Source organism: Nocardia sp. NPDC049737 (genome assembly GCF_040674755.1).
Lineage (GTDB): Bacteria > Actinomycetota > Actinomycetes > Mycobacteriales > Mycobacteriaceae > Nocardia.
The window spans coordinates 166,049-192,474 of sequence record NZ_JBFANH010000018.1 but is presented as its reverse complement, the minus strand read 5'-3'; the positions used below and the strand labels follow the sequence as shown (position 1 = coordinate 192,474).

Below are 26,426 nucleotides of genomic sequence, written 5' to 3'. Positions count from 1 at the left end.
AGCCGAAACATCCTCGGCCACAACATCATCAAGCACGCGCGACAAACTACAGCAGGATCAACTATCTTGCAGCACAACGAAATACAACTGTCGTGCTAGGCCGAGACTCGCAGTGGCTCACCAGATTCCAGACCGACCGCACAAGCAGGGCTTGACAGTACGGCGCTACGTACCTCAACGTTGTACACGTAAACGATGTGCACCTGATCGATGTGCACATGAATAGTGGACATCGATATTGTGCACTTATTTGATGGCGAGGAATTGAGTTCATGAAAAAGTCCAAAAACAAGGCACCCGCTCAGCCGACCATCCAGGATCGCGTCGTGATCAAGATCCGGCGCTTGGACAAGAAGGAAACGACCGGCAGTACCTCGGCGTCGGGCGCGTAGGCGTCACCGCAGGGTGCGCCTTCCATCCGGAGAGTCGCGTGGAGGTGCACCCTGCCTGGTTGGCCAGCGGGCGATGCCGCACCTCGGCGAGCGAGCCCGATATCGGGAGTCCCCTTGATGGACGGCACAATACGCGCCTCGGGCATGGTGCGTCCGCGGGTCAAACCGGAGCATGTCCCGTATGTCACCGTGGACGGCAATGTCAGGATCGGCGCGACGGTCCATGGCGTCGGTGCGGAGATCGAAGATCCGGACGGTTGGGTCTGGGTCCTGGTCGGGGCGCTGGACGGAACCCGGTCACCCCAGGGGGTGCTGGCCGTGGTGAAGTCCAGCCATGGGGATGTGCCGGATGCTGACGTAGCCGATGCTATGCAGCAACTCCTCGACGCCGGATTCGTCGAGGACGCCGGCGTACCCGTTCCGGCTCAGCTGTCCGAGCGTGAGCTGGAACGCTACTCGCGCGGCATGGCGTTGTTCCACTGGCTCGACCAGACACCCCGCTCGAGCCCCTGGGACATCCAGATCGAATTGAGCCGATCCCGGGTTCTCCTGATCGGCGTCGGCGGCACCGGCGGAGCTGTCGCGCAAGGGCTCGTCGCCTCAGGCGTCGGATATCTGCACTGCGTCGACTCCGACACCGTTGAACTGTCCAATCTCAACCGGCAGGTCCTCTACCGCGAGGATGACATCGGGAAGTCCAAGGTCGACGCCGCGATGGCGCATCTGCGCGCCCTCAACTCCGATGTGGAGGTCACGGGCGAACGGCGGCAGGTCGACGGACCGGCCGACATTGCCGACCTGCTCCGGCCCGGATACGACCTCGTCGCCCTCTGCGCCGACCAGCCGCGCGCGATCCGCAGATGGGCGAACCGTGCCTGCCTGGCTGCGGGCATTCCTTGGGTGACCGGCGGCTATCACGGCCCCATCACCTCGGCCGGCGCCTATGTCCCCGGTAAGGGCCCATGCTGGGAGTGTCTGCACGATCAGGAAATCGAGCAGGCCGATATGCGCCTCCCCCCGGACGTGCCTTTGGACAGCCTCGGGCCGCGACTGCCCTGGCAGCCCGCCAACGTCGTGTCCGCCGCTATCACGGGCAACCTGCTCACCCACTTCGCACTCGCCGTGCTGACCGGCGCGCCGCCGGTCGAGCCAGGCTTTCAGTACGGCGTGAACCTCGCTGTACCGGGTCTATCGGCCCTGAAGCGATACCCACGCCGACCGGACTGCCCTTCCTGCGGGGATACTCGGTGACCGAACGGCCCGTGGCCGACATCCTGCCGGCGAGCCAGATCCGCCTGTACGACTTGGCGATCCGCCCGGATCATGGGGAATGGATCGTGGGCCGGTTCGAGACCCGCCAGTTCGTGGCGCTTCCGAGGGCGGGCGCGGTCGCGATCGACCTGCTCGGTGCGGGGCTCACCGTCGAGCAGGCGGAGGTACGTCTGGCCGACGAAGAGGGCTGCGAGTTCGATGTCCTGTCTTTCGTCCGAGAACTGATCGCGCTGGGCTTCGTGGCCGAGATCGACCACCACCCCGTGCCATCCGAGATGCCGCAGCCGGCGTCCTTTCCCCGAGTGCGCCCCGAACACGTCCGATTCGCGCTCAGCCCGGTTCTGCCGGTGTTGTTCGGCAGCTTGATGCTGGCGGCAGTGCTGGCACTCGCCGTGCGGCCCGACCTGCTGCCAAGCTTCCAGGACCTGCTCTGGAGCCCGCGGGGCAGTCTCGTGCTGGCAGTCGGCTTCGTCGGCGGGTGGTCGTTGGTCTTCGTCCATGAGCTTGCGCACTTTGTCACCGCACGGGCCACGGGCGTCCACGCTCGGATCCAGCTGGGCACGCGGCTTCAATTTCTGGTGGCCGAGACCGATATCAGCGGGATCGAAATCGCCTCGCGCCGGCATCGACTGACAGCCTATTCGGCTGGCATGGCGGTGAATCTCTCGGTCGCCGCGACAGCGGTCTTGCTGCTGACGGTGACCGTCGAGACCACAACAACGCATAAGATCCTGGCCGCGGTTATGGTGCTGGCGTTGCTGGCGCTGCCGTTCCAGTTCTTGGTGTTCATGCGTACAGACGTCTATTTCATCCTGCAAGACCTTACTGGCTGCCGCGACCTGTTCGGCGACGGCAAGGCGTATGCGCGCTACAGCGGGAATCGGCTGTGGGGCGCCATTACCGGGCGCGGGCAGGCTCTGCAGGACCCGAGCCATTACCTGCCTGAACACGAACGTCGCGCAGCGCGCGTCTACAGCGCTTTCCTGGTATTCGGCACGACGCTCTGCCTGGCCTCGATGGCGGCGTTCACCATACCCGCCGACGTCACACTCATCTCCCGCGCCGTGACCCGACTCGGCCCCGAACACCCGATGACGACCAACCTGGACAGCATCGTCGTCCTCCTTGTCCTTGGCACAGTGCACACTCTCTGGGCGGTGACATGGTGGCGAAGGCGTCGGTGAACAACATCGTTGACGGTACCGTGCTCTCGCGATCCACCGGAGCTACCGAATACACCAGCACCGGGAGCACACCCGTACCGGTAAAGGAATGGCTGGCCGATCAGTGCAGGAGGGCAGACCCCGCTGGACTCGTCTGCCCGGGTCATCCGCTCACGTAGCCCTGCGGACGGCTGGGTTGCCGCTGCTTACGGTGCGCGCCACCCGAGCAGGGGTCCAGGCCGTGGCGCATCGCTGCCGCCCCAGCCGCGTCTACCAGTCACTGGGCCGGACGCATTGGCTGGCGCAGTACTGCTGCTGCTCGGAGCCGTGCTGGTCCAAATGGCCGGGCCCGAAGGGGTTTTCCGCGGACGCGGCCCGATTACGGATTGCCTCGATCTGATGGACGACCCGCGTGGGCGCGGCCGGGCGCGTTCCACCGCTGTCGGCCCGATTGCCTACCGATGCATCGCCGATACCTAATCCTGTCGGCGATCCCGACCGGCGAAAGCGCTGGTACGAGTGCAGTTTGTGTGGCATGTGCGGCAGGGCCCAGGGCGATAGGTAGTTAGTGGTAAACCGGCCGGCTTCGCCATGGCGGTTCCGGGCCCACCGTGCTACTCCTGCACAGCTATTCGATGGACGCCGAGATATTCGCCCCGCAGGTGCGCCTGAACTTCGACAGCGCCCAGGGTGTTCCTTAGAGCTACTCGGATTCCGCGAACCGGCGGGGTGGGACGAGGCCGAGACTGTGCGCTTTGCGCAATGCCGAGACGCGGTCGCGCACGCCGAGCTTGCGGTAGATGTTCTCGGTGTGCTTGGACACGGTCGCTTGGGTGATCGCGAGTCTGGTGCCGATGGCACGAGCGGTCAGCCCTTCGCACAGCAGGGGCAGGACTGCCAGCTCGCGTGGGGTGATCTTGTGTTCGGCGGGGTCCCCCGGTGGCGTGCGGCCGATGACAACTGTCTCGTGGGCTTCGACGGTGTCGAGCAGTGATCTGGCGAGCACGGCGTATTCGAGGTCGCGATCGCTGAATCCCACACCGCTGCGGCTCATGATGACACTTCGGATTCGGCCCGGCCGCGCGGACAGCGGCAAAGCGAGTTGGCGGTCGATACCGATGGCGTCCTTACCGGCGCGATACCCCTCTCCTTTCCACCAGCGGTCGTCGGCGACCTCGTCCATGCTCAGCGGTGTCAGGTCCCGAGTGTCTGCGTAATGTCGTAGCAACGGATGGGATCGCATGTGCGCGTGGATGAGTGCGTCCAGTGGTGCCTCGTGCAACCAGTCCGGGGCACCGGTGAGCGCGTGACCCGTGCCTGCGTTCCAGTTCAAGTCGACCAGCACGGCCAGGTCGCATGGCAGGTCGGTGGTCAACCTGTGCATCAATAGCGGCCAGACCCGCACCGGCTGTTTCTCGGTGATGATCTCCAGCGCTAGGTCGTGAATCTTCTTGGCGACCCCACCCGGCCGATCGGACACTCCTGCATTGTCCACCAACAGATCTCGCATATCAGCCGAAAGACAAGACTGCTATACGCAAGTCTGCGTATAGCAGTCGGCGCGGCGCGAAAACTACCGTTGTATTGCACGTAACCAGTTGACCGACAAGCGCTTTCGAGGAAATTCGAGGCCGTAGGTGTCGGGAGACCCGAAAAGGGGAGAATCATGATGCGACGGATCAGGGTAACAACAGGCTCGATATCGGGGGCGCACCGAGATGCACGTTCCCGTCGTCAGCGGCTGGCGATCTCGGCGGCCACGCTCCTGGCTGCCGCAGGTATAGCGGGGACCACTCTCACTGCCGCACCCGCCGCGCAGGCCGACGTTCCGTCGCTGTACCCGCTCTACACCTGGTGGAATCCGGACCGCGGCGACAACTTCACCACCGGCAACCGCAACGACGAGAACAGCGCCACCGCCGCCGACTACCTGCCCATCCGCAAGGAAGCCTTCGTCTACGAGACCCAGCAGCCGGGAACCGTACCGCTGCACCTGTTCTGGAGCAACAGCCGCCAGGACAACTTCAGCACAGCGACACAGGCAGGTATCGATTCCGCCTACAGTGCCGGATATACCCACATCGGCATTCAGGGATACATCAACACCAACCAGGAGCCCGGCACACGCCCGCTGTATCAGTTCTGGAGCGAAGCGCGCCAGGACAATATCGTCGCAGTCGATCAGACCACCATCGACTCCGCTTACAGCGCAGGCTATGTCCTCGTCCGCGTCGAAGGCTACGCGCCGTACTACTGACGCCCGACACGCCCGGAGAAGATTCCAAGGATCCGCATCAGCCATTACGGGCGGTGACCGCTAGCCGCCCGCAGTAGTCGCAACTGTCCGATCTCGGTGGCATTCTTCATCAGTTCGGCGTTCACCCATGCGATGGTGTGAGCCACGGATTTGTCGGGGTCGTTCTGCCATGGAAATGCGGTTGGCGCGTCTAGATCGGATCGGTCGAGGACCTGCAGCCAGTCCTGGCGCAGGTTGTGCAGCCAGTCAATGCTCGCGGGTCCGGGTCCAGGCCAGATGATCTCGGTACGGTCCGGAGGGGTGTGTCCGCGCATGTGGTCGATCGTCACGCTCCACCACCATCCGATGTGCCAGCTGATCCAACCGATGGTGGGAACGGGGATCGGATCAGGCTCGGAGTCCGCCCAGTCCGGCACCCACATACCGGTCTCGTCCTGGCACATCCTCCATGTCAAATTTGCTGGCTCCCAGAGGAAGTCGTCCGGTTCCAGTCGCTCGAGATGAAACTCGAACAGCGACCAGACCAGTTCGAACTGCCAGCGCAGCACAGCGGAACGCGACGCAACCATGCGCGGCATCCTGCTCGGCCGCCACCATTCCGACAACCGATTTCTTCGACCGGGCTCAGCCGAACAGACCGGCGCGCGCCGCGGTCAGCGCGACTGCGGCGGCCGCGTCGGCGGTGCTGTCGTTCACCGGCTCACGGGTAATCAGCACACGGAAATATATCGGCGCCACAAGCGTTTTGATCAGTTCGACGGGGTTTGTGCCAGCGGGGAGTTCGCCGCGTTCGACCGCACGCGTCGCGACGGGCAGCGCCTTGCGGATGCGGTCGCGGAAGGCATGGCGCGTCCGGTCGGGTGGCGCTGCATTGGAGAGCATGACAGCGAGGACCGCCCGGCCGGACGGGCTGCCGATCCACGCGACCAGACCGCGGGCCAACGCGCGAAGGTCGTCCTCTATCGAGCCCGTCTCGGGGATAGGGATTTCCGCTTCGACGCTCTCGGCCAGCGCATCGGCGATCAGGGCATCCCGATCGGCCCACCGCCGGTAGACGGTGGTCTTGTGCACACCGGCACGCAGGGCGACGTTCTCGACGGTGAACGCGGCGTACCCGTGCTCGCTCAGCTCCTCGACGGTCGCGGCGAGCACGGCGGAGCGAACCTTCGGTCCACGTCCGAGGGGTGCAGTCATTGCAACTCCTTGTTGCGATATCGGCGTACAGCGGGCATGCTGACGATATCGCAACTCGATGTTGCGATATGAGATGGGAGCTCCAATGTTGTCGAAATCCGTTCGGGCCGGGGCACTGCTGTTCCCAGGCCTGCTCGCCGGGGCATTCGGGTATGGCGCGGTGAATGTGCTGTACGCGTTTCGCGAAGTGCCCCTTGATGTTCGGTTCACCTTTCATACCGCGCTGATGCGGGTCAACGGGCCAGTGATGCAGTCGCTGATGGGGCTCGCCGTGCTGAGCACGCTGGTCTTGGCGGTGCTGTCGAAGTCGTGGCCGCGGTGGGTCGCGGCGGGCGCCTCGGCGCTGACATTCCTCTCCTTCCTGGTGACCCGCTTCGGGAACGTACCGATCAACCAGCAGATCAAGCAGTGGGCCGTGGGGACCCCGCCCAGCGACTATGCCGACATCCTGCGGCGTTGGGAACTGTTCCATTTCACCCGGACCGGCTGCGCACTACTCGCATTCATCCTGGTGATCACGGTCGTCGTCGGCTCCACCCGGCCCCGCAATGAGGCCGCGCGCCCGAGCTCAGCCGCGGACGAACCCTCGGCCGAGGTCTCCGTAGCGACGCCGTGACGCACCGTCCGCAAACGCCGGTCGGTGCTCCCGGATTCCATGCAGCAAGCATCATTCGACGTAGCCACGTGCCCGATGGCGGGCTGCCCGTAGCCCTCTGCCCAGCAGAATGAACCTCGCGGAATAGTACGAGTTGGTCTCGAGTCGGGTCACCAATCGTGATTGCGCGCGAGCTCTGCTTTTGCTTGCGATATCAAGTCGGATTGAAGTGGCCGACAATGTGCCCACCAATCAGGGTGGGCCACAGGGTCGCGCACAGCGTCGTGCAGCCCCCGAGCATGGGCGACCATACGGTCCCGCAAGGCATCTGAGCAGATGAGCTCGACCCGCTTCTCTGCTAGCCAGACGCTCTCGATCATGCGCTTCATGTCGTCCGGAGCGCCGCCTCGCTCTCGGACATCGAGCTCTCCCTGTAGTCGCTGCGCCGTCTCGAAGTAGTCGAGTATGGCGGACTTCAGTTCTTCCCGATGCGCGAGGCGACTTTCAGCGCGAAACTTGAACTTCGCCTCGCGCGCCGAATTCCGTTGCACCAGAAGCGTTGCCGATGCACCGAGACCAGCGCCCAGCAAGGGCATCAGACCCGTCACCAACGTCGAAACCACACCAGAAGACATGGGCCCGATTCTTGCAATCGGCAGCCCACCCGCGGGTCGATTCCGCGCGCTGCTGTCGTTTCCAGCCGGCTAGGGTGTCGATATGGAGTGCATAGTCGGCGACGTTTCCGTGCATTATGTCGAGTACAGTGCGGGCACTCCGATCCTGATGATCTTCGTTACTCCTTCGGACAGTGATCGACAACACCTGTGAATGCCGGTGGTCTGGCTCGCCTATCCGCAGATCGGTTGGCAGCCAGCATCATTCGTCGTCCACGTATGCCGACGAGCGCACATCGGTCCGCTGTCACAACCGTCGACCGCGGGCCCCGGTCTCGGGTCCGGGATCGCACGCGAAATGGCTACGTCCAACTTCGATCACCGGCCGGAGCGGGTGCGCCTAGTCCAGTGAGCGCCTGCGGCAATGGACCCTGGTGCAGCACGCCGAGGCGTTGGGTGGCACGGGTCAGGGCGACGTAGAGTTCGGCAGCGCCGCGCGGGCCCTCGGCGAGGATCCGCTCCGGCTCCACGACCAGGACCGCGTCGAATTCCAGCCCCTTCGTCTCCGACGCGGGCACCGTGCCCGGCACACCCGCCGGGCCGATCACGATGCTGGTGCCTTCGCGATCGGCTTCGTCGCGTACGAATTCCGCGACGGCAGTGGGCAATTCATCCTCGGTAACCTGCCTGGACCAGGGCTGTACACCGCACGCGCGGACCGACTCCGGCGCCTGCACCCCGGGTGCGAACTCGGCGAGCAATGCGGCGGCGACGGTCATGATCTCCGCCGGTGTGCGGTAGTTCACCGATAGCGACCGGTAGACCCAGCGGCCGGGCACGTACGACTCGAAGATCGTGTCCCACGAGATCGCACCGGCCACCGACCGACGCTGCGCGAGATCGCCTACCACTGTGAAGGATCGGCCCGGGCAGCGCCGCATCAACACCCGCCAGTCCATTTCGGACAGTTCTTGGGCTTCGTCGACCACGACGTGTCGATAAGTCCAATCCCGGTCCGCGGCAGCGCGTTCGACGAGTTCGCGGGTGTCGCGCTCGAGGAAGCGCTCGGCAAGGTCCTCGGCGTAGAGCATGTCCTGGGCGAGCAGGCCGATGTCGTCGTTAAGGTCTTCGCGCGTGATGAGAGTGTCGAACACGCCAGCGGCGTACTCGGCCTCGGCCTTGCGTTCCCGCTCAGCGGCTCGCGCGGCAGCCTCATCGGCCGCCTTGTCGCGGCCGAGCAGGTCGACCAGTTCGTCGAGCAGCGGAACGTCCGACACCGTCCAGGTCTCGCCATCGGCGCGCCACAGCGCCCGGTCGGCACCGGCGGCACGCAACCGTTCAGGAGACGAATACAGCTGTGCCAGTATTATTTCCGGCGTCAGTATCGGCCAGAGTTCGTCTAGCGCGGCGGTGAACTGGTCGGTGTCGGCGAGCTCGGCGACCAGGTCCGTCCGTAGGTTCTCCCATGCTTCGCGGTCCTTCCGGGTCAACCAGCCGCGGCCGATCCGGGCTATCGCCCGTTCGGTGAGCACATACGTGACGATCTCGCTGAATACCGCGCGGGCCTCGTTGTGCGGCAGCCCGCTCGCGCGTGCCTCCTCCCTTGCCCACTCCGCGGTCTCGGTGTCGATCCGCACCGTGACGTCTTTCAGTTCGATCTGCACCGAATGCTCCGGCACCCGCTGCCGATCGGCGATCGCCGCCGCGAGCACGTCCAGGATCTTCAGCGAGCCTTTGAGCCGCGCGGCATCCGGCGTGTCTTCGGCGGTGACGCGAAACCCTGGCATCAGATCGCCAGTGGTCATGAACACGACGTTCGTCTCGCCCAGCGACGGCAGAACGCGGCCGATGTGGTTGAGAAATGCCGGATTCGGTCCGACGACGAGCACACCGTGGCGTTCCATCCGCTCCCGCTGGGTGTAGAGCAAGTACGCGACGCGGTGCAGCGCGACCACGGTTTTGCCGGTGCCCGGGCCACCCTCGATCACCAGCACCCCGGGGTGATCGAGGCGGATGATCTGGTCCTGTTCGGCCTGGATCGTCGCCACGATGTCGCGCATGCCCGAACCTCGCGGCGCATTCACTGCCGCGAGCAAGGCCGCGTCGCCGCGCTCGCCATCACTCGGGCGGCCGAGCACTTCATCGGTGAAATCGACCACTCGACGCCCGCGCGTGTGGAACTGTCGGCGGCGGCGCATGTTCTCCGGTGTCGCGGCGGTCGCGACATAGAACGCGCGCGACGCCGGTGCCCGCCAATCGAGCAACAGCGGCTCGTACTCGTTCTCGTCGTCGAAAATGCCGATCCGGCCGATGTAGGAATGTTCGCCCGAAACTGTGTCCAACCGGCCGAAACACAGACCGTTGTCGGCCACATCCAGCCGCTTGGCCTCCTTGGCCAGCGCGCGCACCTCGAAATCTCGTTCCATGGGTGTCCCGCCGGTTCCGCGCAGTGCGGCGGTGTACTTGCCCTTCACTCGCGCGCGTTCGGCGTCGAGCCGCGTGTAGAGCTCGGCCACATAGCTTCGCTCGGACCGCAATTCGGTTTCGTACCACTGAGTCGTCATATGCCCCTTGCTTTCCTGGCTCTATGGGTTCACACGGACACGGTTTCTCGACTGAGCGCGTCGAGCAGCAGCGTCGCGGCCACTTCGCCCCGTCGGTGCGGATCGTGTCGGTCGGCCACGGCGGTCGCTCGTCCCCGGGTCTCGGGGATCACCCATACGTCGACAGCAATACGCGCATTTCGTAACCCCATTTCCGCAGGTTCTGGCTTCGGTCAGTGATTCTGCGGTACGACGGGGGTCTTGCCGCAAGCCCCCGGGTGCGCTATACGTTGAATATGGAAGGGAGTTCCCCTCCCTGCGTCTTGCGAAGTGCGTATCCCGGTTTCCCGGCCCCAGCGGTTGATCCTCACTTCGGTATCCCTCACCGACGACCTGGCCGTGTGCTCCTGAGGGCGTCCTACTTCATGAGACCCAGCAGACCGAGGTGCGGCTCGAGCGCGCCGTCCTGGCCGAGCGCCAGGAAGTCCGGCTCAACGTCCGCGAGCGCGAGCTTCCCGGCGCGTACCGCGCGGTAGCGCACAAACGACCAGAGGAAGACGTCGAGATTGTCGAAGCGGGTGCCGCCTTCGAGCACTTCTTCCTCGTGGAACCACACGGCCACTTGACCATTGGTGAGTACGACATACAGATTGCCGCCGCCGTCCGCACCGATCGAGTACACATCGTCGTCGGTCAACTCGGTCGTGTAGTCCGAATCAACGATGCCGCAGTCGTTTCCGGCGAAATCGAATCCGTAGGACCAATCGAAGATGTCCAAGAACTGCGGCAGCATGCCTGAGCGCACACGGCGGTCGAACGCGGCCAGCGCCGCAGAGTCCGCGGGAGCCAGGCGCGCGAGAAACGGTGCCACCGGCCGGGTCTGCTCGGGAACCTGGACGGGTGCGGCGGCGGGAAACCACCGCGCCAGATCGGTGTCGAGATCGCGATCGATGTAGCCGACCAGGTCGGCAAGGGTAAGCGTCACGCCGGGATTGTAGAAGTACCTCAGGACATCCTGCGACGTCGCTGTGAGCCAACGGTTGATACGCAATCGCGCCGGTACGTCTGAATCCGTGTACAGCAGGAATATCGGCTCGGTCCGAGTTGGTGGTGAGCCCGCTGATCTGCCCGATTAGTCCGTCGTTGGTCGGTCGTTGGTGAGTCCGCACAGAGTTGGTGTCAAGCCGTCAGAAGGCCGACACCGATTCTCACGAAGGACACCACCATGAAAATCACCTACCGCGCCAACGCCGTTCGCCGTCTGGTCCCGCTCGCCGCGGCCGCTCTGACACTCGGCACAGTCGCGGGTGGCGCGATGATCTCGGCCGCTCCGGCATCGGCGACACCGAGCTACGACTGCCCGGGCGGAAAGTTCTGCGGCTGGGACGGTGCGAATGGCACGGGCGAGATGCTCTTTCAGTATGGCGCGGACTGTTTTCTGCACGACATCGGCAATGGCGGTGTCGGCGACCGTCTGACCTCGTACTGGAACCGCACCGGCGTAACCGTCGCGGTGTACAACTGGACGGGCGAAAACTGGCAGTTGCTCGCATCCGTTCCGAACAACGCTCGCGGCACCCTGCCATCCAGCGCGGACAACAAGGCCGACGCGGTCGAGATGTGCCGCTGAACCGCGCCTCGGGGATGCAGCCGAGATATCGGTGAAAAGCCATGTCGCGAACCGGCCTTTCGAAAGGCTTGTGCTTGGCTGAATCTCATGCGGAAACGGACTTGGCTTTCGACGACCGGTCTCGTGCTCTTGCTGCTCTGGGGCGAGTGGGAGAACTGGCGCGCTTCCCACAGGCTCGTGGGATCGGCCCCGGGCACTTCCGAGGCCATCGTTGTCCTGGGCTATCGCAATGCGGGCACACGCGCGAACCTCATGAACCGGTGGCGGGTGCGGGCCGGTCTGCGATCCATCGACCCCGCGGTCAGCACTCGTCTCGTGCTCTGTGGAGGGGCGTGCGCGGGTCCGCGAACCGAGGCTGCACTGATGGCTCGATACGCCACCGAGACCTGCGGGTACCGCGGCGAGCTCGTCTTGGAAGATCAGAGCCGGACCACATGGGAGAACATCGGTTTCGCGATCCCGTACCTGGAGGACATCGACCGGATCAAAATCGTATCGATTCCCCTCCATGCCGAGAAGGCGCGACAATACCTTGCCCAGCAGCGCCCGGAGCTGGGGGCGCGTCTGGTGCGGGGCGCGGATTATCGGTTCGGTGAGTGGACGCTGGCAAAGCCGGTGGTGGCGATCTACAGCCTGTGGAAGGACGCCCGCGACCGCTCACGCGCCGACCGGAATACCCCCGCCGAGCCCGCGGGTCGCGGACCTCGTCAACGCTCCGACGACCGAGCCCACCGACGGCGGTAAGCCGAATACGACAACTTAGCGGCCGCTGATCGTTTGGTCCGCAACGCGTTTGGGCTCGCAAGAGCCTCGATGCACACGCCGACGGTCACGCCTGCACGCCAGGTGAACGGTATTACGTCGGAGGTAATCGACGCGGCGCAGCGGCGCGGGCATGGTGGCAGCCATGAACGAACTCGGGACGATCAACACCCGCACCGTCGTCGAGGAATTGCTGCGCCGGATCGGTGCGGGCGATCCGGACGCCACCGCCGCGCTCTACGCCCCGGTCAGCGACTGGAAACTCAATTGGCCGGACAATGAGCACGACCGACCCGCCACCCCATGGATCCGCCACCGCGCCACCCGCGCCGACGCGGCCGCGCATTACCGCCAACTCGCTCACCACCACGTGCCCGAAGAGGCCGGCACCGTGATCGAACGCATTCTGGTCGACGGCCCAGATGCAGTGGTACTCGGTGAAATACGCCAAACTGCCCGACCCACCGGCCGCGCCTACCGCTCCCGTTTCGCGCTACACCTCACCATCGAAAACGGCCTCATCACCCGCCACCACGTCTACGAAGACAGCCTCGCCGTCGCCCAAGCCTTCGACACACGGAAACCCGAGCGCCACCAAACCGGCTCGAACACACCATAATCCCGCCGATCGTGTCAGCGGAACCAGCAGATCAGTTGGCAGCCAATGTCACTCGGTATCCGCGCCCGCCGAATAGTGTGGGCTCGACGGCGACGGCCGGTATCGAAAATTGTTACCGTCAACCGCTTTCGAACCTCTATCGGCTGATCCGACGCGGAACCGCCACCGTAACGAGTTTGTCCGGGTTACGGATGGCGTAGAAGTTGGTGATCTTGCCGTCGACGATCTCCATCAGGAAGACACCTTCCAGGTAGTCGTCGCGGTAGACGGCCATCGCGGGCGTGTGGTTGCAGTTGAGCATTTCGATGCCCAGGTTCGGCGTCCTGCTCGCCTTGTGGAACAGTTCCACGAGGCATCGGGCTACCTTCTGCGCGCCCACGACCGGCCGCCGCGTCGCGACGGCCTTACCGCCACTGTCGGCGGTCCAGGTGGCGTCCGGAGCGAGTAATGAGAGCAGCCCCTGCGTGTCACCGGTGGACGCCGCTGTCATGAACTGCTCGGTGATCTCTGCGATTTTCGCCGCGTCGACTGGCACGAAGCGTTTACGCCGAGCCTGCACGTGTGACCGGGCGCGATGGGCGACCTGGCGCACCGTCATCACGGATTTGCCCACCGCTGCTGCGATGTCGTCGTAGTCGAAGCCGAATACCTCGCGCAGCACGAACACGGCACGCTCGTCGGGAGTGAGTGTTTCCAGTAGCACGAGCATCGCCATCGACACCGATTCGGCGAGCACCACGTCGGCCGACGCGTCGTGCTCATCGAGCAGCAGCGGCTCGGGCAGCCACGGGCCGATGTAGTCCTCGCGACGGCGTGCGCCGGCCCGCACGGCGTTGAGGGCCTGACGGGTCACCAACTGCGCCAGATACGACTTGGTGTCGCGCACCGTCACGAGGTCCACCTCGGCCCACCGCAGATAACTGTCCTGCAGCACGTCATCGGATTCGGTTGCCGAGCCGAGGATTTCGTAGGCGATCGTGAACAGCAGCGGCCGCAGCACGGTGAACCGCTCGGCGTGCTCGTCGGTCGTCACGAGGACGTGACCGCCGGCGCAGCGGAGGTCGGCTGCTCGGGACGCGGGCCGCCCTTGGGCCAGATCAGGGAACCCGGCTTGCGGGCCTCACGGCGGATCTTCCACACCGCGACCTTGCAGGTCATCTCCTTGATCCGCGCACCCATGCGGCCGCCGATGTAGAGGTTCACCGCGGTGTCGTCTTTGCGGGCGAGTTGTCGGATGCCGACGCGACGACCGAGGCTGACGCACGCCCCCGTGAGGGCCAGGTCGATTGCCGCGGGTTCGGTCCCCGCGATGTGACTCAATACCGTATCGGCGGCCTGCGCCCCGAGCGGCCCAGCGCCCTGGCAGCTCATCCGCAGCGGCTGGCCCGACGGTGCGGCGGCATCGCCGGTCGCCATGATCCGGTCGTCGTCGATGCTGGTCAGCGTTTCGTCGGTGAGCAGGCGGCCGAGCGCGTCGGTCCGCAGCCCGCTCGCGGCCGCCAACTGTGGCACGCCGAATCCCGTGGTCCAGATGGTGAGTGCGCTCGGACGCACCCCACCATCGGCGAAGACGACCGCATCCGGCCGGACCTCGGTCACCACATCGCCCTCGAGCACGGCGACGCCGTGCCGCGACAACCACTTGGCGACATATCGGCGACCCGGCGCACTCAGTGACGGCATCAGCGTTGCGCCACACGCCAGCGTGACCGTGCGTCCTTGTGCGGCCAGTTCGGCGGCCGTCTCGATGCCGGTCGGTCCACCGCCGACCACGGTGACGGCGGCATCGAGGGGCAACTCGTCCAGCTTGGCGCGCAGCCGCTGCGCGGACTCGAATTCGGCGATGGGGAAAGCGAATTCGGCCGCGCCGGACACCGACGGTATCGCAGCGGTGCTGCCGACTGCGTAGATGACATAGTCGTAGTCCAGCATGCGCCCCGACGCCAGTCGCACTGTGCGGGCAGCGGTGTCGATGCCCGTGGCGCTGTCGACAACCAACTCGATGCCCGTTCCGAGCAACGTGGCGTAGTCGATCGTCGCGTCGCCGGTGCCGGCCGCGAACTGGTGCAGCCGAACCCGATCGACGAACTTCGGGCGGGGATTTACCAGCGTGATGTCGACATCGGTGCGCATCCGCAGATGGTTGGCCGCGAGTGTCCCGGCGTAACCGCCGCCGATGACGACGACCTTGTGGAGCGTGTCGTGTTCAGTCATGCCCACAAGACACCGCGGACCGCCGAAATATGACATGGATACAACGTGACGTGCGTCACATCAATCTAAGACCAGTCGGTGATCGGCATCCGGCCAGGAGGTGGCGATGTGGAAGTCGGCATTGCCCCGTGGGCGGCGATCTGTCGGAGCACGCCGTTAATCTGCGAGCATGGTCAGACCTGAGTCGGCGCTGCGCCGCCTGTTGCGTGAAACAGGAAAACTGTTGCAACCGTATGGTTTTCATGGCTCTGACCCCAGGTGGATACGGGTCGAGCCAGGCGGTGTCGCCGCCGTCGGCCGCACCCGAGTTTCCCGCACGTGGACCAGTGGACAGCAGGTGCTCGGATTCGGCTTGGAGCTGAGTGCCACCCCAACCGCCTGGTGGGAATACCGCAATTGGCGCAACGCACAGCTGGGCCTGCCGCCCACACCACTGGAAGAGGCCACCGGCCCCGACCTGATCAATACCCACACCCTGCCCGACGAACTGACCGCATCGTGGTCGATAGGGCTCGACCCGGAACAACCCGGTCATGTGCTGCAAACCGATATCGATACCATCCGCACCGAACTCCCCCGGCGCGTACACGCTTACGCGCGCCACGCATTACGGCTGGTGGAGCCGGATCGATACCTCGACGAGCTGCTCGCCCACCCTGAACCGCACACCGGCACCTGGGAGGCGATCGTTGTCCTGCTCGCTGATCGGGGACCGGGACCACAACTGGAGGACGCATTCGACCGGCTCCGAATGCATTTCGCGGAACGAGATGCGTCCCCATACGCGGAAGATGTCATCGCGTACGCACGAAACCGCGCCGCCCTGGTCCACTGAGGCTTGCAGGAGACGACTTGATGGAGCTGCCGCCGGCTACGGCGCGGCTACTTGTGGTCGGCATCGTCGCGGATGTCCTGGACGCCACGCCATCCCGCCAGGGTGACCCATCAGGTTCAGGGGCCTGGTGACGGCTAAACTGCCGATCGAGTCAGCAGTGGTTCGCGTTGCATGTTCATCGGCGTCCAGCTCGACCGGCCGCGTGAATTACTGTCCCGTCGTAGGGAGGTGCTGCGGTGTCTGTTCGTCGAAGCGTGCTGGTAGCGGCCGTGCTGTGCGCCCTGCCGGTGCTGGGTGGGCCGCAGGTACAGGCCGACCCGCCGAGCGCCGGCAGCGGTGGTTGTCGGCAGGGCAGTTCGATGACCGGCCGGTTGGTGCCCGGCACCGGTAGCGCGGGGCAGAACATCCGGCGTACAGCCACGCTGCGGGGATGCGTCAGCTCGTTGCTCCCGGGTATCGATTCCGGACAGTTCGACGTGACCATTCCGTGGAACGCGCCCGGTACGCCCAGTTCGGCCCAGTTCTCATGGTCGGATGGCAGCATCAGCCCGGCGACCGGGTACGGCAATGGCCTGTGGTTGATCACCGACGGTCCGGCGCGTGGCCATGCGATCCAGGTGATTGTCGCCGATACGTGGAACGGCTGGTATTACAGCTACGCCGATGTGGCCGTGACATCGGCGATCTTCCAATCCTGAGTTCAGTGCGCGCCGAGGGCATCGAGAATCATCGGACGCGCCGACGCGAGCGCTTGCTGCCAATAGGGCCAGGTGTGCGTGCCGTTGACGACGTCGAATCGCGCGGCAATGCCGAGCTCGGCCATTCGATCACGCAGCATCTGGGCGGAGGTCAACGTCATCGCTTCGAGAGCCATCCCGTTCATCGTGTTGCCGATTCCGTACGGCAGGTCGAGCGGACCGGGCTGGCCATTGCCGGTCCAGATGTAGACCGGCAGCCCGCGCAGCGATTCCGCCTGGACGGTGGCATCGTTACGGCTCCAGGCGGGGTCACCGGCCAGACCCCACATATCGTCCACATTGAAGTTGCCCTCGTCCCACATGGCGGCGCGCATCGCTTCGTTCCAGAGCGGAAAAGTCGGGTGCACGAAGCCGGAAAATGATCCGGCGAACTTGAATTGGTCGCGATGCTGGCCCGCCATTATCAGTGCGGCATTGCCGCCCATAGAGGCACCGACGATCGCGTTGTTGGTTCGCGAAACGCCGTACCCCGCCAGGTATGCGGGCAACTCCCGGGTGAGGAATGTTTCCCATTTGTACGTCGTCTGCTGACCATTGGTACTGCTGGGTCGGTACCAGTCGGTGTAGAAGCTCGAGCGACCGCCAACCGGGAACACCAAAGTGACGTTGTCGCCTGCGAATTGGCGTAGCGCGTCGGTATCGCTGACCCACTGACTGTGATCGGCGGGCGCGCGCAGACCGTCGAGCACGTAGACGGCCGCGCTCCCGCCTCGGGCCGCCCACTGCACCTGGACCTTGATCGGTCCCATGCTCGACGGCACGAACAGGTCCTCGTAACCACCCGCGGGGGTGCGCAGTTTCGGTGTGGCGCCGGCTTGCGCCGCACCGATCGATGACAGCAGAACGGCGGCTGCCAGCACAGCGCCGATCTTGCGCAACCAACCCCAATGATTCCCAGACCGTGCTGCACCCACCCGCACACCTCCTACCGATCGGAAAGATCATCATAGTTTGCGTGACTGACTATCGCTCTCGCCTCAGCTGACCGCCTTCTCAATGAGCGCGCCGAGCCGTTCCTCATCCTCGGCCGTCAACTTCGTCAGCGCGAAGGCGGTCGGCCACATGGTGCCTTCATCGAGGTTCGCGATGTCGTTGAAGCCGAACGTCGCGTACCGCGACTTGAATTTCTCGGCGGTTTGGAAGAAACAGACGACCTTGCCGCCCATGGCATATGCGGGCATACCGTACCAGAGTTTCGGTGTAAGAGCTGGTGCGTTGGCCTTGACAATGGCATGGATCCGTTCGGCCATGGTGCGATCCGGTTCCGCCATCTCGGCGATCTTGGCGATCACGTCGGCTTCCCCGTCCGCTTTGGCCGCCCGCGAGCCGCGGCGCGCGGCGGTCTTCAACTCCTGGGCGTGCTCCTTCATCGCGGCCCGCTCTTCTTCGGAGAATCCGACCGAGGCCCGGCTCTTCGCGGTGGTCGCCTTGGTGGGCTTCTGCGCTTGCTTCATTGTCTTTTCCTCCGTGATCGTCTCGCTTTGGGGACGTTTCCAATGCTATGGAGCCGGTCCCGCACGGGGCTTCTTCGAAACTGATCAATCGATGGGAGCCAAAGCTTCGGCCGGCGGACGGAGCGCGTCGCGGATCGTGTCGCGCAGCCAGCGCTGCGCCGGATCGGCGTCGAGGCGTGCGTGCCAGAGCAGTCGCACTTCGACCTCCGGGAGGGGTGCCGGGATCGGAAACGCGCGAAGGCCGAGGGATTGGCCGTACTGTTCGGCGAGACGCTGTGGGACGAGCCCGACATACCGACCGGACGCGACCAGGAGCGCGGCAACAGCGGAAGTGGGCACGACGGCAGCGACGTGGCGTTGCAAGCCCGCAGCGTCGAGTGCATCGTCGAGCGGCCCGCGAGCGTGACCGCGCCGGGAGGCCGAGACGTGGGGATGGCGGCACAGTTGCCGCAATGTCGGGCGGCGGCCCAGTGGGCTGTCGGCACGGACGATGCCCACTATTCGTTCGCGATACAGCACAGCTGACCGAAGGTCGGGAGCGACGATGTCGCCCGCGCCGATATCCAGATCGACCGAGCCATCACGCAGCGCCTCGATGCTCTCGCTGCCCTCGGCGACGAAGCGCAATGTCACGCCGGGGGCGACTGCCGCGGTGGCATCGACCGCCACTGCCGCCAGGGTCGCGGCCACACCGTCGTTGATGCGAATTGTGAAGGTGCGCTGCAATTCTGCGACCGTGATCTGGCGATCGGCGCTGATCAGTGCTGATGCTTCGTCGAGCAGGGACCGCACCCGTGGCGCGGTGCGCAGCGCGAACGGTGTCGGAGCCATCCCACGACCAGCACGCACCAGGATCGGATCGCCCATCGCCCGCCGTAACCGTCCCAAGGCCCGGCTGGTCGCCGGGATGGACAGATGTAGGCGCTCGGACGCCCCCGTGACGCTGCCGTCCTGGAGCAGGGCGTCGAATACGCGCAGGAGATTCAGATCGAGCTGCTCTACCACAGTTGCATCATACGCAATAATTAGTTATGAAAGTTGCGTGGCACACAGACCACCCACGTCCATACCGTCGTGGCCATGCAATTCAATGTCCTGGATCAGGCTACGGCCCTGCCATCGCGTCCGGCCTCGCAGCGCGGACTGCTCGCGGTCGTCTGCGCCTGCGTCGTGCTCGTCGTCGGTATGGTCGCCGCGATCAATCTCGCCGTCCCGATGCTCGCCGCCAGCGCACTGCACCCCTCCGCGTCCGCGCTGGTCTGGATCGTCGACACCTATGTGATCGTTTTCGCCTGTCTGGTGATACCCGGCGGAGCGGCGGGAGATCGCTTCGGGCGCAAGGGGATTCTGCTCAGCGGACTGGGGCTGTTCGCGGTGGGCGCGCTCATCTCGGCGGCGGCACCGAATGTGGCACTGCTGCTCGCCGGGCGTGCGGTCACGGGTATCGGTGCTGCTGCCGTCCTGCCCAACACACTTGCCGTCCTGCTGCACGCTGTTCCCGCCGAGCGCAACAGCGCGACAATCGCGGTCTGGGCGTCGATGACCGGCATCGGTGGAGTTGTCGGCAATGTCGGTGGCGGGGTGATCCTTTCGGGCGGCTCGTGGCGTTGGTTGTTCGCCGCCGCCGTGCCGATCGCGCTGCTGCTCGCTGTGCTTGTGGGATGGATCGCGCCCGTGTCGCCGCGCCATGACCGCCGTCTCGACCCGCTCGGGGCCGTATTGCTCGTCGGCGCGTCGGTCGCGCTGCTACTCGGCATCGTCCAAGGTCCGGAGTCGGGCTGGTACAGTGCGCTCGTCCTCTCCGGATTCGCCTGTGCCGCAGCACTGTTCGCCGTATGGACGATAGTCGAGCTGAAAGTCGAACATCCGCTGCTGGATCCGCGGTTGTTCCGTCTCCCGGCCCTGCGCAGCGCCTGCCTCGGCATGACGGCTGTGTTCTTCGGCATGTTCGCGCTGTTCTACATCAACGCATCATTCCTGCAGTACGGCAAGGGATTCGGCGTGCTGCGGACCGGCCTCGGGATCATTCCGCTCACCGTCCCGATCATCCTCGGCGCGAAACATGTCGGACGACTCTCACCGCGAATCGGGCTCGACGCCACCGCCGCGCTCGCATTCGTATTCGTCGGAGGCGGACTGCTCGGCCTGTCCACGAGCGATGCGCAGACACCGTATATCGCATATGCCGCGTGGCTCGTAGTGATGGGAGTCGGAGTGGCGCTCGCACTTCCGACATTGTCCGGCGCGATCGCCGGGTCGCTGCCGCCGGAGCAGGCCGGGGTCGCAGCCGGATTGCAGGCCACCACCCGCGAGTTCGGCAGCGCACTCGGCGTCGCGGTCATCGGCACGGTGCTCACCGCACGATTCGTCGCCGCACTACCGCCGGACATCCGCGCCGACCACGATCCGCACACCGTAGCGCGAGCTCTCGCATCCGGGCACACCAATGATGTTGTCGCAGCGTTCGTTTCGGGCGCGGACGCCGGACTGAGGGTGATCGGCGTGCTCGTGCTCATCTGCGGCGTGCTCGTCGTGCTGCAGTCGCTGCTGTCCCGACGTGGATCCGATCGTCGGGCGTAGGACCTCGCTCTGCGGAATCTTCTTGTCACAGACGCGACATCATCACCGGGTACCGCACCAGCCGGAAGTCCGTGAAAGCGATATCACGAACGTGACTGAAATCGGACCACAGCAGCCTGCCACCACGCAGCAACCGCATCGGACGAACCCGCCGCCGAACCTGATCGAGTTCGGCGGCGGTCGCAGGCCGTCTGGGGCCGACCGTGCCGTACAACCGCACTCCAGGTGCAGCACTGAATCGTCCGAGCAGCAGCGAGCGGAACCAGAAGAACGATCCACTGTCGACCGCCATCAGACACACTCGCGGATTCGCCTCGAGGTTGGCCGCCAGTGCACTGGTGTACTGGTCGAAGTAGAAGCCGGTGCAGTCCGCACGAAGGAAAACGGTCCCCACCGGTGTGACATTCGGCATGCCCTCGGTATCGACCGACGCGATTGCGAAGTGTCCGGTAGAGCGTCGCCCCCGAGCCACGATTTCCCGGATCTGGTCCCAATGCTCGTCGAGCCTCATCGTCGTCTCCCCGCCCCACTTCATAGGCCGAAGGCTAACAGGCCGTTGATCGTGTCGGACGGTGTGCGGGGTGGCCCTTGCGGGCGACGATGGCAGAGCGCAGGTACCAGAGTCCGCTGGGTTCGGCTGGGTCGCAGCCGGTGAGATGGGCTATTCGGCGGAGTCGGTAGTCGACGGTGTTCGGATGGACGCATAGTTGGCGAGCCGCGCGCGTTCGGCTCAGGCCGGTGTCGATATAGATCTGCAGGGTTTCCAATAGGTCCGGATATTCGTTCAGTGGGGTGAGTCGGGTGGCGAGAGCATCGCGACCTATTCCGGGTCGAGTCAGTTGGTACTGCAGTGCCAGTTCGGTGAATCTGTATACGCCGGGCGCCAATTCGAGTTGTTGCACGGTGTCGAGGAGTTCGTGGGCATGACGCGCGGCGGCGGGCACCTCGTCCGGTCGGGTGGTGACAACGGCGACGGTGAGCGGCACCTGCGTGGCCGAGGACATCCGTTGCACCAGGTCGTCGAGATCGGGATCGGTCCGCACGGTCGACGGGAGCAGAATCGTTCCACCGTCTACGGATAACAGTGACAATGCATGGCCTCCGAAGATGGTCGCGAGTGCGGCCTGCAGGCGGCGGAGCTTACGGCGTGCGACGACCTGCCCGTCGAGCCGCGGATGACGCTCATCGGGATGCGCCGGAATCGCGACGGCGAGCACCGAGTACTCCTCGGCGATCGGTAATCCGCTCTCCCGCGCCGCCGCGGAATCGAGATGACCGGCGAGCAATGCCGAGGTCAGGCTTTGCGCGGCGGTCTGATGCGCGGCGGCGACGGCTTTGTGCTCGAGAACGTAGGCCTTGCTGACGGTGGCGGTAATCAGTTTCGAAAGCTCCAGCACCCTGGCGGTGCCCGTGACAACGCCGACGACATCCGCCGGACCCGTACGAGCGAAGATCAGATCCATCCCCACTTTGAAGCCCTCGTGAACGGCATGCAGAACGGTATCGACCGGGATCCCCTCCCGGGTACATCCGGCGGCCGCAATCGCCAGCCGGTCGGTGCTCGTCGGCAGCACATGTCCGTTAACGCAGTGGATCAACCATCCGAGGCAGATCCGGACCACGGCCTTCACATCGCGAACCAGCGTTTGTCCCGGCAGTGCGCCGCACTGTTCGTCCGACTCCGCGAGATGTGCCATCACCTCGCGGGTCAACCTGTCGATATCGCGTGCGGATGGCGAAATCGGCCGATCCAGCCCGTTGCGTTCGGGCCGGACGAGACTCTCGGTCGTCACGTATGACCTCCTTGTCACCGTAGTCACGCGGTCGCTACGACCAGGGTGAACAACTGCCGCGCCGAGAACTTTGCTGTTACCGGCTGTCTGCTGTATCAGGAAACGTTAAGCCGAGCGGTAGCTCACCTTCTACTCCTCTTTGAACAATCTGCAACGGCCGCAGATACCGTTGACTATCAGGCAAAATGCTGATTCTCGATCGACGCCGAGGAGCGCTCACGCACCAATAGTTGGGGAGGTACTCACTTTTACAGCCGCCGAGGGCGACGTCAGGCCGCCTTGGCCTTGATCTCGGCCTCGGCCATGGCCGTCATCATCCGCGCGGTCATCTCGATCGCCTCTTTGCGTTCCTGGCTGTCGACCTCCAGCGCCGACGCACGGAGCACTGCGGCAAAACCGGTGTTGATCAGCACGAATGTCATCACGTCGTACTCGTGATCGTCACCGGGGCCGAGCAGCTGGATCACCAGCAGCTTGACCAGCAGCCGCAGCCGCGGCTCGAATTCGGGGATACCGCTGCTGTAGAACTGGACCCCGGCCACCAGCGCCCGCACCAGCCGGGCGTTGACCACCAGTTCGTCGGTGATGACTTCCAGGATGCCCGTGATCATCTCCAGGATCGGCTTGTCCGACAGCCCGAATATCCGCTCGGTAAAGCGCCTTTCGACGTTTTCGAGCAGGCGCCGCAGCAGCTCTTCGACGATGACCGAGCGGTCGGCGAAGTACCGATAGACAGTGCCGATGCTCACCCCGGCCTCGGCCGCGATCCGGTTCGTCGAGGTGTTGGCGATACCGCGCTCCCCGAAAAGCTCTGCGGCGGTGTCGAGTATGTGTTCTCGGGTCGCCTTGGCGCGTTCCTGTGTCGGACGACGGCGCTGCCCAACGGTTTTCGATGGCATCGCACGCTCCTGCCGAACTGTCCTGAGAAGATGAGCGTGGCTCAGTTTAATGGCCGCGCCAATTTCATGCCACGAATTCCTGATCCGATGACGCCGCAATGGGGTGGAATGTGGTGAGTCCAGCTGTACAAGCGTTGCCGATGGAGGTGCGATAGTGGCCGGTCGGGTGCCGAAGAGTCGTCTCGCGCGGGGCGGCCGGGTGGGCCGATTGGTTGCGGGACAGGCCATCCGGGAAGTCGGCACCCGCCTGTCGATGATCGGTCGAACCGAACAGGCCCGGCAGTTGCTCGCCGAACGGTCCACACTGCGCACCGCACAGCAACTCGTCACCGTGCTCGGCGCCATGAAGGGCGCGGCGATGAAGTTCGGACAGATGCTGTCGGTATTGGATGTCGATCTGCTGCCGGAATCGCACCGTGAGATGTTTCGCGATAAGCTCGCCGAGCTACGCGATCAAGCGCCCGCATTCCCGTTTCCGGCAATGCGGCAGGTGCTCGAGGACGATCTCGGACCATTGGCGCGGGCATTCGCCGAATTCGACGAGACGGCGATCGCCGCGGCTTCGATCGGCCAGGTTTATCGCGCGAAGTTGCACGATGGACGCACAGTCGCGGTAAAGGTCAAATACCCGGGCGTGGACGAGGCCGTCGAGGCGGATATGCGCAATCTGGCTATGATCAGCAGACTCTGGAAATCCATTCTACCGAGCGCGGCGGACAGCGATGTGCTGGACGAAATCGCCCGCAATATCGGCAGTGAACTCGACTACGTGCGCGAAGCACGGACCCAGCATCGAGTCGCCGCACGCTACCTGGACCATCCGTTCATCACGGTTCCGGACAGTGTCGAAGAGCTCTGCGGGCACCACGTTTTGGTGACGGAGTTCGTCGACGGGAAGTCGTTCCAGCAGATCCGGGACCTGCCTGCGACCGAACGCGATGGGATCGGCGAGCTGATCTATCGCTTCTATGTCGGTTCGCTGTTTTCGGATTTCGAATTCTGCGGAGATCCACATCCCGGCAATATCATGCTCGCCGCGGACGGTCGCGTCGGCTTCGTGGATTTCGGACTATACAACAATATGGATCCGGTGCATGTCGAACTCGAGCGTGCGTGTCTGCAGGCCGCCGGTGAAAATCGGGCTCAGGACCTTTATGAGGCGTGGGTGGACCGCGGCATTATCGACCCGGAATCGGATGTCACGGCAGCCGAATGCCTGGAGTATGTGTGGGCGGCCGCGGGCTGGCATCTGACCGATGAGGAAATCACGGTCACACCCGAACTCGCCACCGGCGCAGTGATTCTCGCGGTCGACCCCAGGGCCGCGGAGTTCCGCGGTATGCGACAGCAGTGGCTCCCGCCGGAGCATGTCTTCTCGCGGCGAGCAGACCTGTTCACCCTCGCCGTATTGGGCCAATTGGGGACGACGAACAATTGGCACCGGATCGCCCGGGAATGGCTCTACCACGAACCTCCGGCAACCGAGATCGGACGGGCGACAGCGCGGTGGCGCACCGACCGGTAACACCTTGGTGGTGATCCGGTCCACCTTGGGGGAACGAGCTCAGCACTCGGGGACCTGATATCGGCGGCCGATGCGGCGGACAGTTAATCAAGTCACCGCAACCGAACCGGAGCACTCCATGTCGATCACCAGCACCATCGCCACCTCGGCGGAACGTCGTGCCACGGTCTCGACCGAGGACGGCGTGGAACTCGCGGTTCGCGAGTACGGCCCGCAAGATGCCGAGCTCACCGTCGTCCTGCTACACGGACACTGCCTGCGCACCGCGTCGTGGACCTACGTCCGCCACGCGCTGCTGCGCCAGTACCCGGGTGCGCGGATCGTCTGCTACGACCACCGCGGCCACGGCGATTCCGCCGCCGCGTCCCGGCGGACCTACCACCTCGAGCAACTCGGCAATGACCTGCGCGACGTCCTCGACGCGGTCGCCCCCACCGGGCCGGTCGTCCTCGTCGGCCATTCGATGGGCGGCATGACGGTGCTCACCTACGCCAGCCAGAACCCGCTCGAGATCGGCACGCGCATTACCGGCGTCGCCCTCATAGCGACCGCCGCGAGCGGACTCGCCGACGCCGGTTTCGGCCGTCTGCTGCGCAACCCGGCCGTTTCCGCATTCCAGGCGGCCGTCCGACGTGCTCCGGGCCTCATGCATCACGCGAAACTCATGGCCTGCAAGGTCTTCGCCCCGATCATCCGTACCGCCGAATTCGGCGATCGCAAGGTGAGTACGCGGGTCCTCACCCTCGCCAGCGCGATGCACAACGAGACGCCGATCGTAACGATGGCGAGCTTCCTGAGCGCCTTCATGGCCTTCGACCAGACCGATGCCCTCGCGGTCTTGTCGAAGATCCCGACATTGGTGCTGTGCGGTAATGCCGACCTGATGACGCCGCCGTCGCATTCCATCGCGATGGCCGCCGCCGTCGAGTACTCGGATTTCGTCCTGGTCGACGGCGCCGGTCACTCGGTGATCCTCGAGCAGCCCACCGAGGTCGCCGAGGCCATCACCCGCCTGATGGCGCGCGCCAGCGGCACCGGCAAGGTCGCGGGCGCGCGCCTCGCCCTCGCCGCGTAGTGAGGGCGGCGAGCAAGCTGGTCGGCATCGACGCCGAATTGGTAAGCAGCGTAATGGGAATCGTCAGCATCGGTGCGATCGACGAGCTGCGCTGAGTCATCCTTATACGAAATGGGTCATCCTTATAGGAAATGGTTGGGCGCGACGGCCTCCGGGCTGATAGCGTGCCGGAGACCGTGACATCGCGCGAGGAGGTGAGACCCATGAACGCTGTATCCATGTGGGTACTCCCCTTCGGTTCACGGTAGGGCG

26 protein-coding genes are annotated in these 26,426 nt (G+C 64.8%); 12 read left to right on the top strand and 14 right to left on the bottom strand.

Annotated elements, in window-relative coordinates; translation table 11 throughout:
* The first annotated feature begins 509 nt into the window (after positions 1–509).
* On the top strand, positions 510–1,643 hold the full coding sequence (locus tag AB0J47_RS24410) for a ThiF family adenylyltransferase (protein WP_364350135.1): 1,134 nt from the start codon (positions 510–512) through the stop codon (positions 1,641–1,643).
* The gene (locus AB0J47_RS24405; RefSeq protein WP_364350132.1) at positions 1,640–2,848 is read left to right on the top strand and encodes a hypothetical protein; all 1,209 of its coding nucleotides are present in this window, start codon (positions 1,640–1,642) and stop codon (positions 2,846–2,848) included. Before AB0J47_RS24410 ends, AB0J47_RS24405 begins: the two co-directional genes overlap by 4 nt.
* 682 nt (positions 2,849–3,530) lie before the next feature.
* Here the strand turns inward: AB0J47_RS24405 and AB0J47_RS24400 are convergent.
* Positions 3,531–4,307, bottom strand: a complete 777-nt coding sequence (locus AB0J47_RS24400) for a LuxR C-terminal-related transcriptional regulator (protein WP_364350129.1) — start codon at positions 4,305–4,307, stop codon at positions 3,531–3,533.
* A 186-nt stretch (positions 4,308–4,493) separates the two neighbouring features.
* On the opposite strand from AB0J47_RS24400, the gene AB0J47_RS24395 reads away from it, so the two are divergent.
* Positions 4,494–5,084 carry a hypothetical protein gene (locus AB0J47_RS24395; protein WP_364350126.1) on the top strand — a complete coding sequence of 197 codons (591 nt, stop codon included), beginning with the start codon at positions 4,494–4,496 and terminating at the stop codon, positions 5,082–5,084.
* Between the two features lie 44 nt (positions 5,085–5,128).
* Here AB0J47_RS24395 and AB0J47_RS24390 read toward each other — a convergent pair whose 3' ends face one another.
* Positions 5,129–5,653, bottom strand: a complete 525-nt coding sequence (locus AB0J47_RS24390; RefSeq protein WP_364350123.1) for a DinB family protein — start codon at positions 5,651–5,653, stop codon at positions 5,129–5,131.
* A 55-nt stretch (positions 5,654–5,708) separates the two neighbouring features.
* A complete protein-coding gene (locus AB0J47_RS24385) occupies positions 5,709–6,278 on the bottom strand; it encodes a TetR/AcrR family transcriptional regulator (protein ID WP_364350120.1) in 570 nt (189 codons plus the stop codon).
* 85 nt (positions 6,279–6,363) lie between these two features.
* On the opposite strand from AB0J47_RS24385, the gene AB0J47_RS24380 reads away from it, so the two are divergent.
* Positions 6,364–6,894 (top strand): DUF1772 domain-containing protein, encoded by a 531-nt coding sequence (locus tag AB0J47_RS24380; RefSeq protein WP_364350117.1) that lies wholly within the window; start codon positions 6,364–6,366, stop codon positions 6,892–6,894.
* Positions 6,895–7,043: 149 nt separating this feature from the next.
* Here the strand turns inward: AB0J47_RS24380 and AB0J47_RS24375 are convergent, their stop codons facing one another.
* The 3 genes from AB0J47_RS24375 to AB0J47_RS24365 all read right to left on the bottom strand — a co-directional run bounded on the left by AB0J47_RS24375 (position 7,044) and on the right by AB0J47_RS24365 (position 11,015).
* Complete coding sequence (locus AB0J47_RS24375; protein ID WP_364350114.1) at positions 7,044–7,508, bottom strand: hypothetical protein; 465 nt, start codon at positions 7,506–7,508, stop codon at positions 7,044–7,046.
* 341 nt (positions 7,509–7,849) lie between these two features.
* Positions 7,850–10,051, bottom strand: coding sequence for an RNA polymerase recycling motor ATPase HelR (gene helR / locus AB0J47_RS24370; RefSeq protein WP_364350111.1), 2,202 nt, complete (start codon positions 10,049–10,051; stop codon positions 7,850–7,852).
* A 397-nt stretch (positions 10,052–10,448) separates the two neighbouring features.
* Complete coding sequence (locus AB0J47_RS24365; RefSeq protein ID WP_364350108.1) at positions 10,449–11,015, bottom strand: hypothetical protein; 567 nt, start codon at positions 11,013–11,015, stop codon at positions 10,449–10,451.
* Positions 11,016–11,255: 240 nt separating this feature from the next.
* Between AB0J47_RS24365 and AB0J47_RS24360 the strand changes: the two genes are divergently transcribed.
* The 3 genes from AB0J47_RS24360 to AB0J47_RS24350 all read left to right on the top strand — a co-directional run bounded on the left by AB0J47_RS24360 (position 11,256) and on the right by AB0J47_RS24350 (position 13,041).
* Positions 11,256–11,660 carry a peptidase inhibitor family I36 protein gene (locus AB0J47_RS24360; protein ID WP_364350105.1) on the top strand — a complete coding sequence of 135 codons (405 nt, stop codon included), beginning with the start codon at positions 11,256–11,258 and terminating at the stop codon, positions 11,658–11,660.
* An 87-nt stretch (positions 11,661–11,747) separates the two neighbouring features.
* Complete coding sequence (locus AB0J47_RS24355; protein ID WP_364350102.1) at positions 11,748–12,404, top strand: YdcF family protein; 657 nt, start codon at positions 11,748–11,750, stop codon at positions 12,402–12,404.
* 163 nt (positions 12,405–12,567) lie between these two features.
* Positions 12,568–13,041 (top strand): nuclear transport factor 2 family protein, encoded by a 474-nt coding sequence (locus AB0J47_RS24350; protein WP_364350099.1) that lies wholly within the window; start codon positions 12,568–12,570, stop codon positions 13,039–13,041.
* A 136-nt stretch (positions 13,042–13,177) separates the two neighbouring features.
* Here AB0J47_RS24350 and sigJ read toward each other — a convergent pair whose 3' ends face one another.
* Together sigJ and AB0J47_RS24340 are read right to left on the bottom strand one after the other, a co-directional pair.
* A complete protein-coding gene (gene sigJ / locus AB0J47_RS24345; protein ID WP_364350096.1) occupies positions 13,178–14,074 on the bottom strand; it encodes an RNA polymerase sigma factor SigJ in 897 nt (298 codons plus the stop codon).
* Positions 14,071–15,255 carry an FAD-dependent oxidoreductase gene (locus tag AB0J47_RS24340; RefSeq protein WP_364350093.1) on the bottom strand — a complete coding sequence of 395 codons (1,185 nt, stop codon included), beginning with the start codon at positions 15,253–15,255 and terminating at the stop codon, positions 14,071–14,073. The genes sigJ and AB0J47_RS24340 overlap by 4 nt, the downstream gene beginning before the upstream one ends.
* A gap of 169 nt (positions 15,256–15,424) precedes the next feature.
* On the opposite strand from AB0J47_RS24340, the gene AB0J47_RS24335 reads away from it, so the two are divergent.
* Both AB0J47_RS24335 and AB0J47_RS24330 read left to right on the top strand, forming a co-directional pair.
* Positions 15,425–16,090, top strand: coding sequence for a hypothetical protein (locus AB0J47_RS24335; RefSeq protein WP_364350090.1), 666 nt, complete (start codon positions 15,425–15,427; stop codon positions 16,088–16,090).
* A gap of 236 nt (positions 16,091–16,326) precedes the next feature.
* A complete protein-coding gene (locus AB0J47_RS24330) occupies positions 16,327–16,788 on the top strand; it encodes a hypothetical protein (RefSeq protein WP_364350087.1) in 462 nt (153 codons plus the stop codon).
* A gap of 2 nt (positions 16,789–16,790) precedes the next feature.
* Here AB0J47_RS24330 and AB0J47_RS24325 read toward each other — a convergent pair whose 3' ends face one another.
* From AB0J47_RS24325 to AB0J47_RS24315, 3 genes are all read right to left on the bottom strand, one after another.
* Positions 16,791–17,762 (bottom strand): alpha/beta hydrolase family protein, encoded by a 972-nt coding sequence (locus AB0J47_RS24325; protein ID WP_364350084.1) that lies wholly within the window; start codon positions 17,760–17,762, stop codon positions 16,791–16,793.
* A gap of 63 nt (positions 17,763–17,825) precedes the next feature.
* The gene (locus tag AB0J47_RS24320; RefSeq protein WP_364350081.1) at positions 17,826–18,302 is read right to left on the bottom strand and encodes a DUF1801 domain-containing protein; all 477 of its coding nucleotides are present in this window, start codon (positions 18,300–18,302) and stop codon (positions 17,826–17,828) included.
* An 84-nt stretch (positions 18,303–18,386) separates the two neighbouring features.
* Positions 18,387–19,307, bottom strand: a complete 921-nt coding sequence (locus AB0J47_RS24315; RefSeq protein ID WP_364350078.1) for a LysR family transcriptional regulator — start codon at positions 19,305–19,307, stop codon at positions 18,387–18,389.
* Between the two features lie 75 nt (positions 19,308–19,382).
* Here AB0J47_RS24315 and AB0J47_RS24310 point away from each other — a divergent pair, with 75 nt between their 5' ends.
* Positions 19,383–20,882 carry an MFS transporter gene (locus tag AB0J47_RS24310; RefSeq protein ID WP_364350075.1) on the top strand — a complete coding sequence of 500 codons (1,500 nt, stop codon included), beginning with the start codon at positions 19,383–19,385 and terminating at the stop codon, positions 20,880–20,882.
* Positions 20,883–20,907: 25 nt separating this feature from the next.
* Here AB0J47_RS24310 and AB0J47_RS24305 read toward each other — a convergent pair whose 3' ends face one another.
* The 3 genes from AB0J47_RS24305 to AB0J47_RS24295 all read right to left on the bottom strand — a co-directional run bounded on the left by AB0J47_RS24305 (position 20,908) and on the right by AB0J47_RS24295 (position 23,673).
* The gene (locus AB0J47_RS24305; protein WP_364350071.1) at positions 20,908–21,417 is read right to left on the bottom strand and encodes a pyridoxamine 5'-phosphate oxidase family protein; all 510 of its coding nucleotides are present in this window, start codon (positions 21,415–21,417) and stop codon (positions 20,908–20,910) included.
* A 10-nt stretch (positions 21,418–21,427) separates the two neighbouring features.
* Positions 21,428–22,675 carry a helix-turn-helix domain-containing protein gene (locus AB0J47_RS24300; RefSeq protein ID WP_364350068.1) on the bottom strand — a complete coding sequence of 416 codons (1,248 nt, stop codon included), beginning with the start codon at positions 22,673–22,675 and terminating at the stop codon, positions 21,428–21,430.
* Between the two features lie 269 nt (positions 22,676–22,944).
* The gene (locus AB0J47_RS24295; RefSeq protein ID WP_364350065.1) at positions 22,945–23,673 is read right to left on the bottom strand and encodes a TetR/AcrR family transcriptional regulator; all 729 of its coding nucleotides are present in this window, start codon (positions 23,671–23,673) and stop codon (positions 22,945–22,947) included.
* 55 nt (positions 23,674–23,728) lie between these two features.
* Here AB0J47_RS24295 and AB0J47_RS24290 point away from each other — a divergent pair, with 55 nt between their 5' ends.
* On the top strand, positions 23,729–25,099 hold the full coding sequence (locus tag AB0J47_RS24290; RefSeq protein WP_364350062.1) for an AarF/ABC1/UbiB kinase family protein: 1,371 nt from the start codon (positions 23,729–23,731) through the stop codon (positions 25,097–25,099).
* Positions 25,100–25,217: 118 nt separating this feature from the next.
* Positions 25,218–26,174 carry an alpha/beta hydrolase gene (locus AB0J47_RS24285; protein ID WP_364350059.1) on the top strand — a complete coding sequence of 319 codons (957 nt, stop codon included), beginning with the start codon at positions 25,218–25,220 and terminating at the stop codon, positions 26,172–26,174.
* Positions 26,175–26,426: the final 252 nt, after the last annotated feature.

Excerpts from the sequence above, each read along its gene's own strand:
- AB0J47_RS24410 (WP_364350135.1), top strand. The coding sequence starts at position 510 with ATGGACGGCACAATACGCGCCTCGGGCATGGTGCGTCCGCGGGTCAAA.
- AB0J47_RS24395 (WP_364350126.1), top strand. The coding sequence starts at position 4,494 with ATGATGCGACGGATCAGGGTAACAACAGGCTCGATATCGGGGGCGCAC.
- AB0J47_RS24390 (WP_364350123.1), bottom strand. The coding sequence starts at position 5,653 with ATGGTTGCGTCGCGTTCCGCTGTGCTGCGCTGGCAGTTCGAACTGGTC.
- AB0J47_RS24385 (WP_364350120.1), bottom strand. The coding sequence starts at position 6,278 with ATGACTGCACCCCTCGGACGTGGACCGAAGGTTCGCTCCGCCGTGCTC.
- AB0J47_RS24380 (WP_364350117.1), top strand. The coding sequence starts at position 6,364 with ATGTTGTCGAAATCCGTTCGGGCCGGGGCACTGCTGTTCCCAGGCCTG.
- AB0J47_RS24375 (WP_364350114.1), bottom strand. The coding sequence starts at position 7,508 with ATGTCTTCTGGTGTGGTTTCGACGTTGGTGACGGGTCTGATGCCCTTG.
- helR (WP_364350111.1), bottom strand. The coding sequence starts at position 10,051 with ATGACGACTCAGTGGTACGAAACCGAATTGCGGTCCGAGCGAAGCTAT.
- AB0J47_RS24360 (WP_364350105.1), top strand. The coding sequence starts at position 11,256 with ATGAAAATCACCTACCGCGCCAACGCCGTTCGCCGTCTGGTCCCGCTC.
- AB0J47_RS24355 (WP_364350102.1), top strand. The coding sequence starts at position 11,748 with ATGCGGAAACGGACTTGGCTTTCGACGACCGGTCTCGTGCTCTTGCTG.
- AB0J47_RS24350 (WP_364350099.1), top strand. The coding sequence starts at position 12,568 with ATGAACGAACTCGGGACGATCAACACCCGCACCGTCGTCGAGGAATTG.
- AB0J47_RS24340 (WP_364350093.1), bottom strand. The coding sequence starts at position 15,255 with ATGACTGAACACGACACGCTCCACAAGGTCGTCGTCATCGGCGGCGGT.
- AB0J47_RS24335 (WP_364350090.1), top strand. The coding sequence starts at position 15,425 with ATGGTCAGACCTGAGTCGGCGCTGCGCCGCCTGTTGCGTGAAACAGGA.
- AB0J47_RS24320 (WP_364350081.1), bottom strand. The coding sequence starts at position 18,302 with ATGAAGCAAGCGCAGAAGCCCACCAAGGCGACCACCGCGAAGAGCCGG.
- AB0J47_RS24310 (WP_364350075.1), top strand. The coding sequence starts at position 19,383 with ATGCAATTCAATGTCCTGGATCAGGCTACGGCCCTGCCATCGCGTCCG.
- AB0J47_RS24305 (WP_364350071.1), bottom strand. The coding sequence starts at position 21,417 with ATGAAGTGGGGCGGGGAGACGACGATGAGGCTCGACGAGCATTGGGAC.
- AB0J47_RS24285 (WP_364350059.1), top strand. The coding sequence starts at position 25,218 with ATGTCGATCACCAGCACCATCGCCACCTCGGCGGAACGTCGTGCCACG.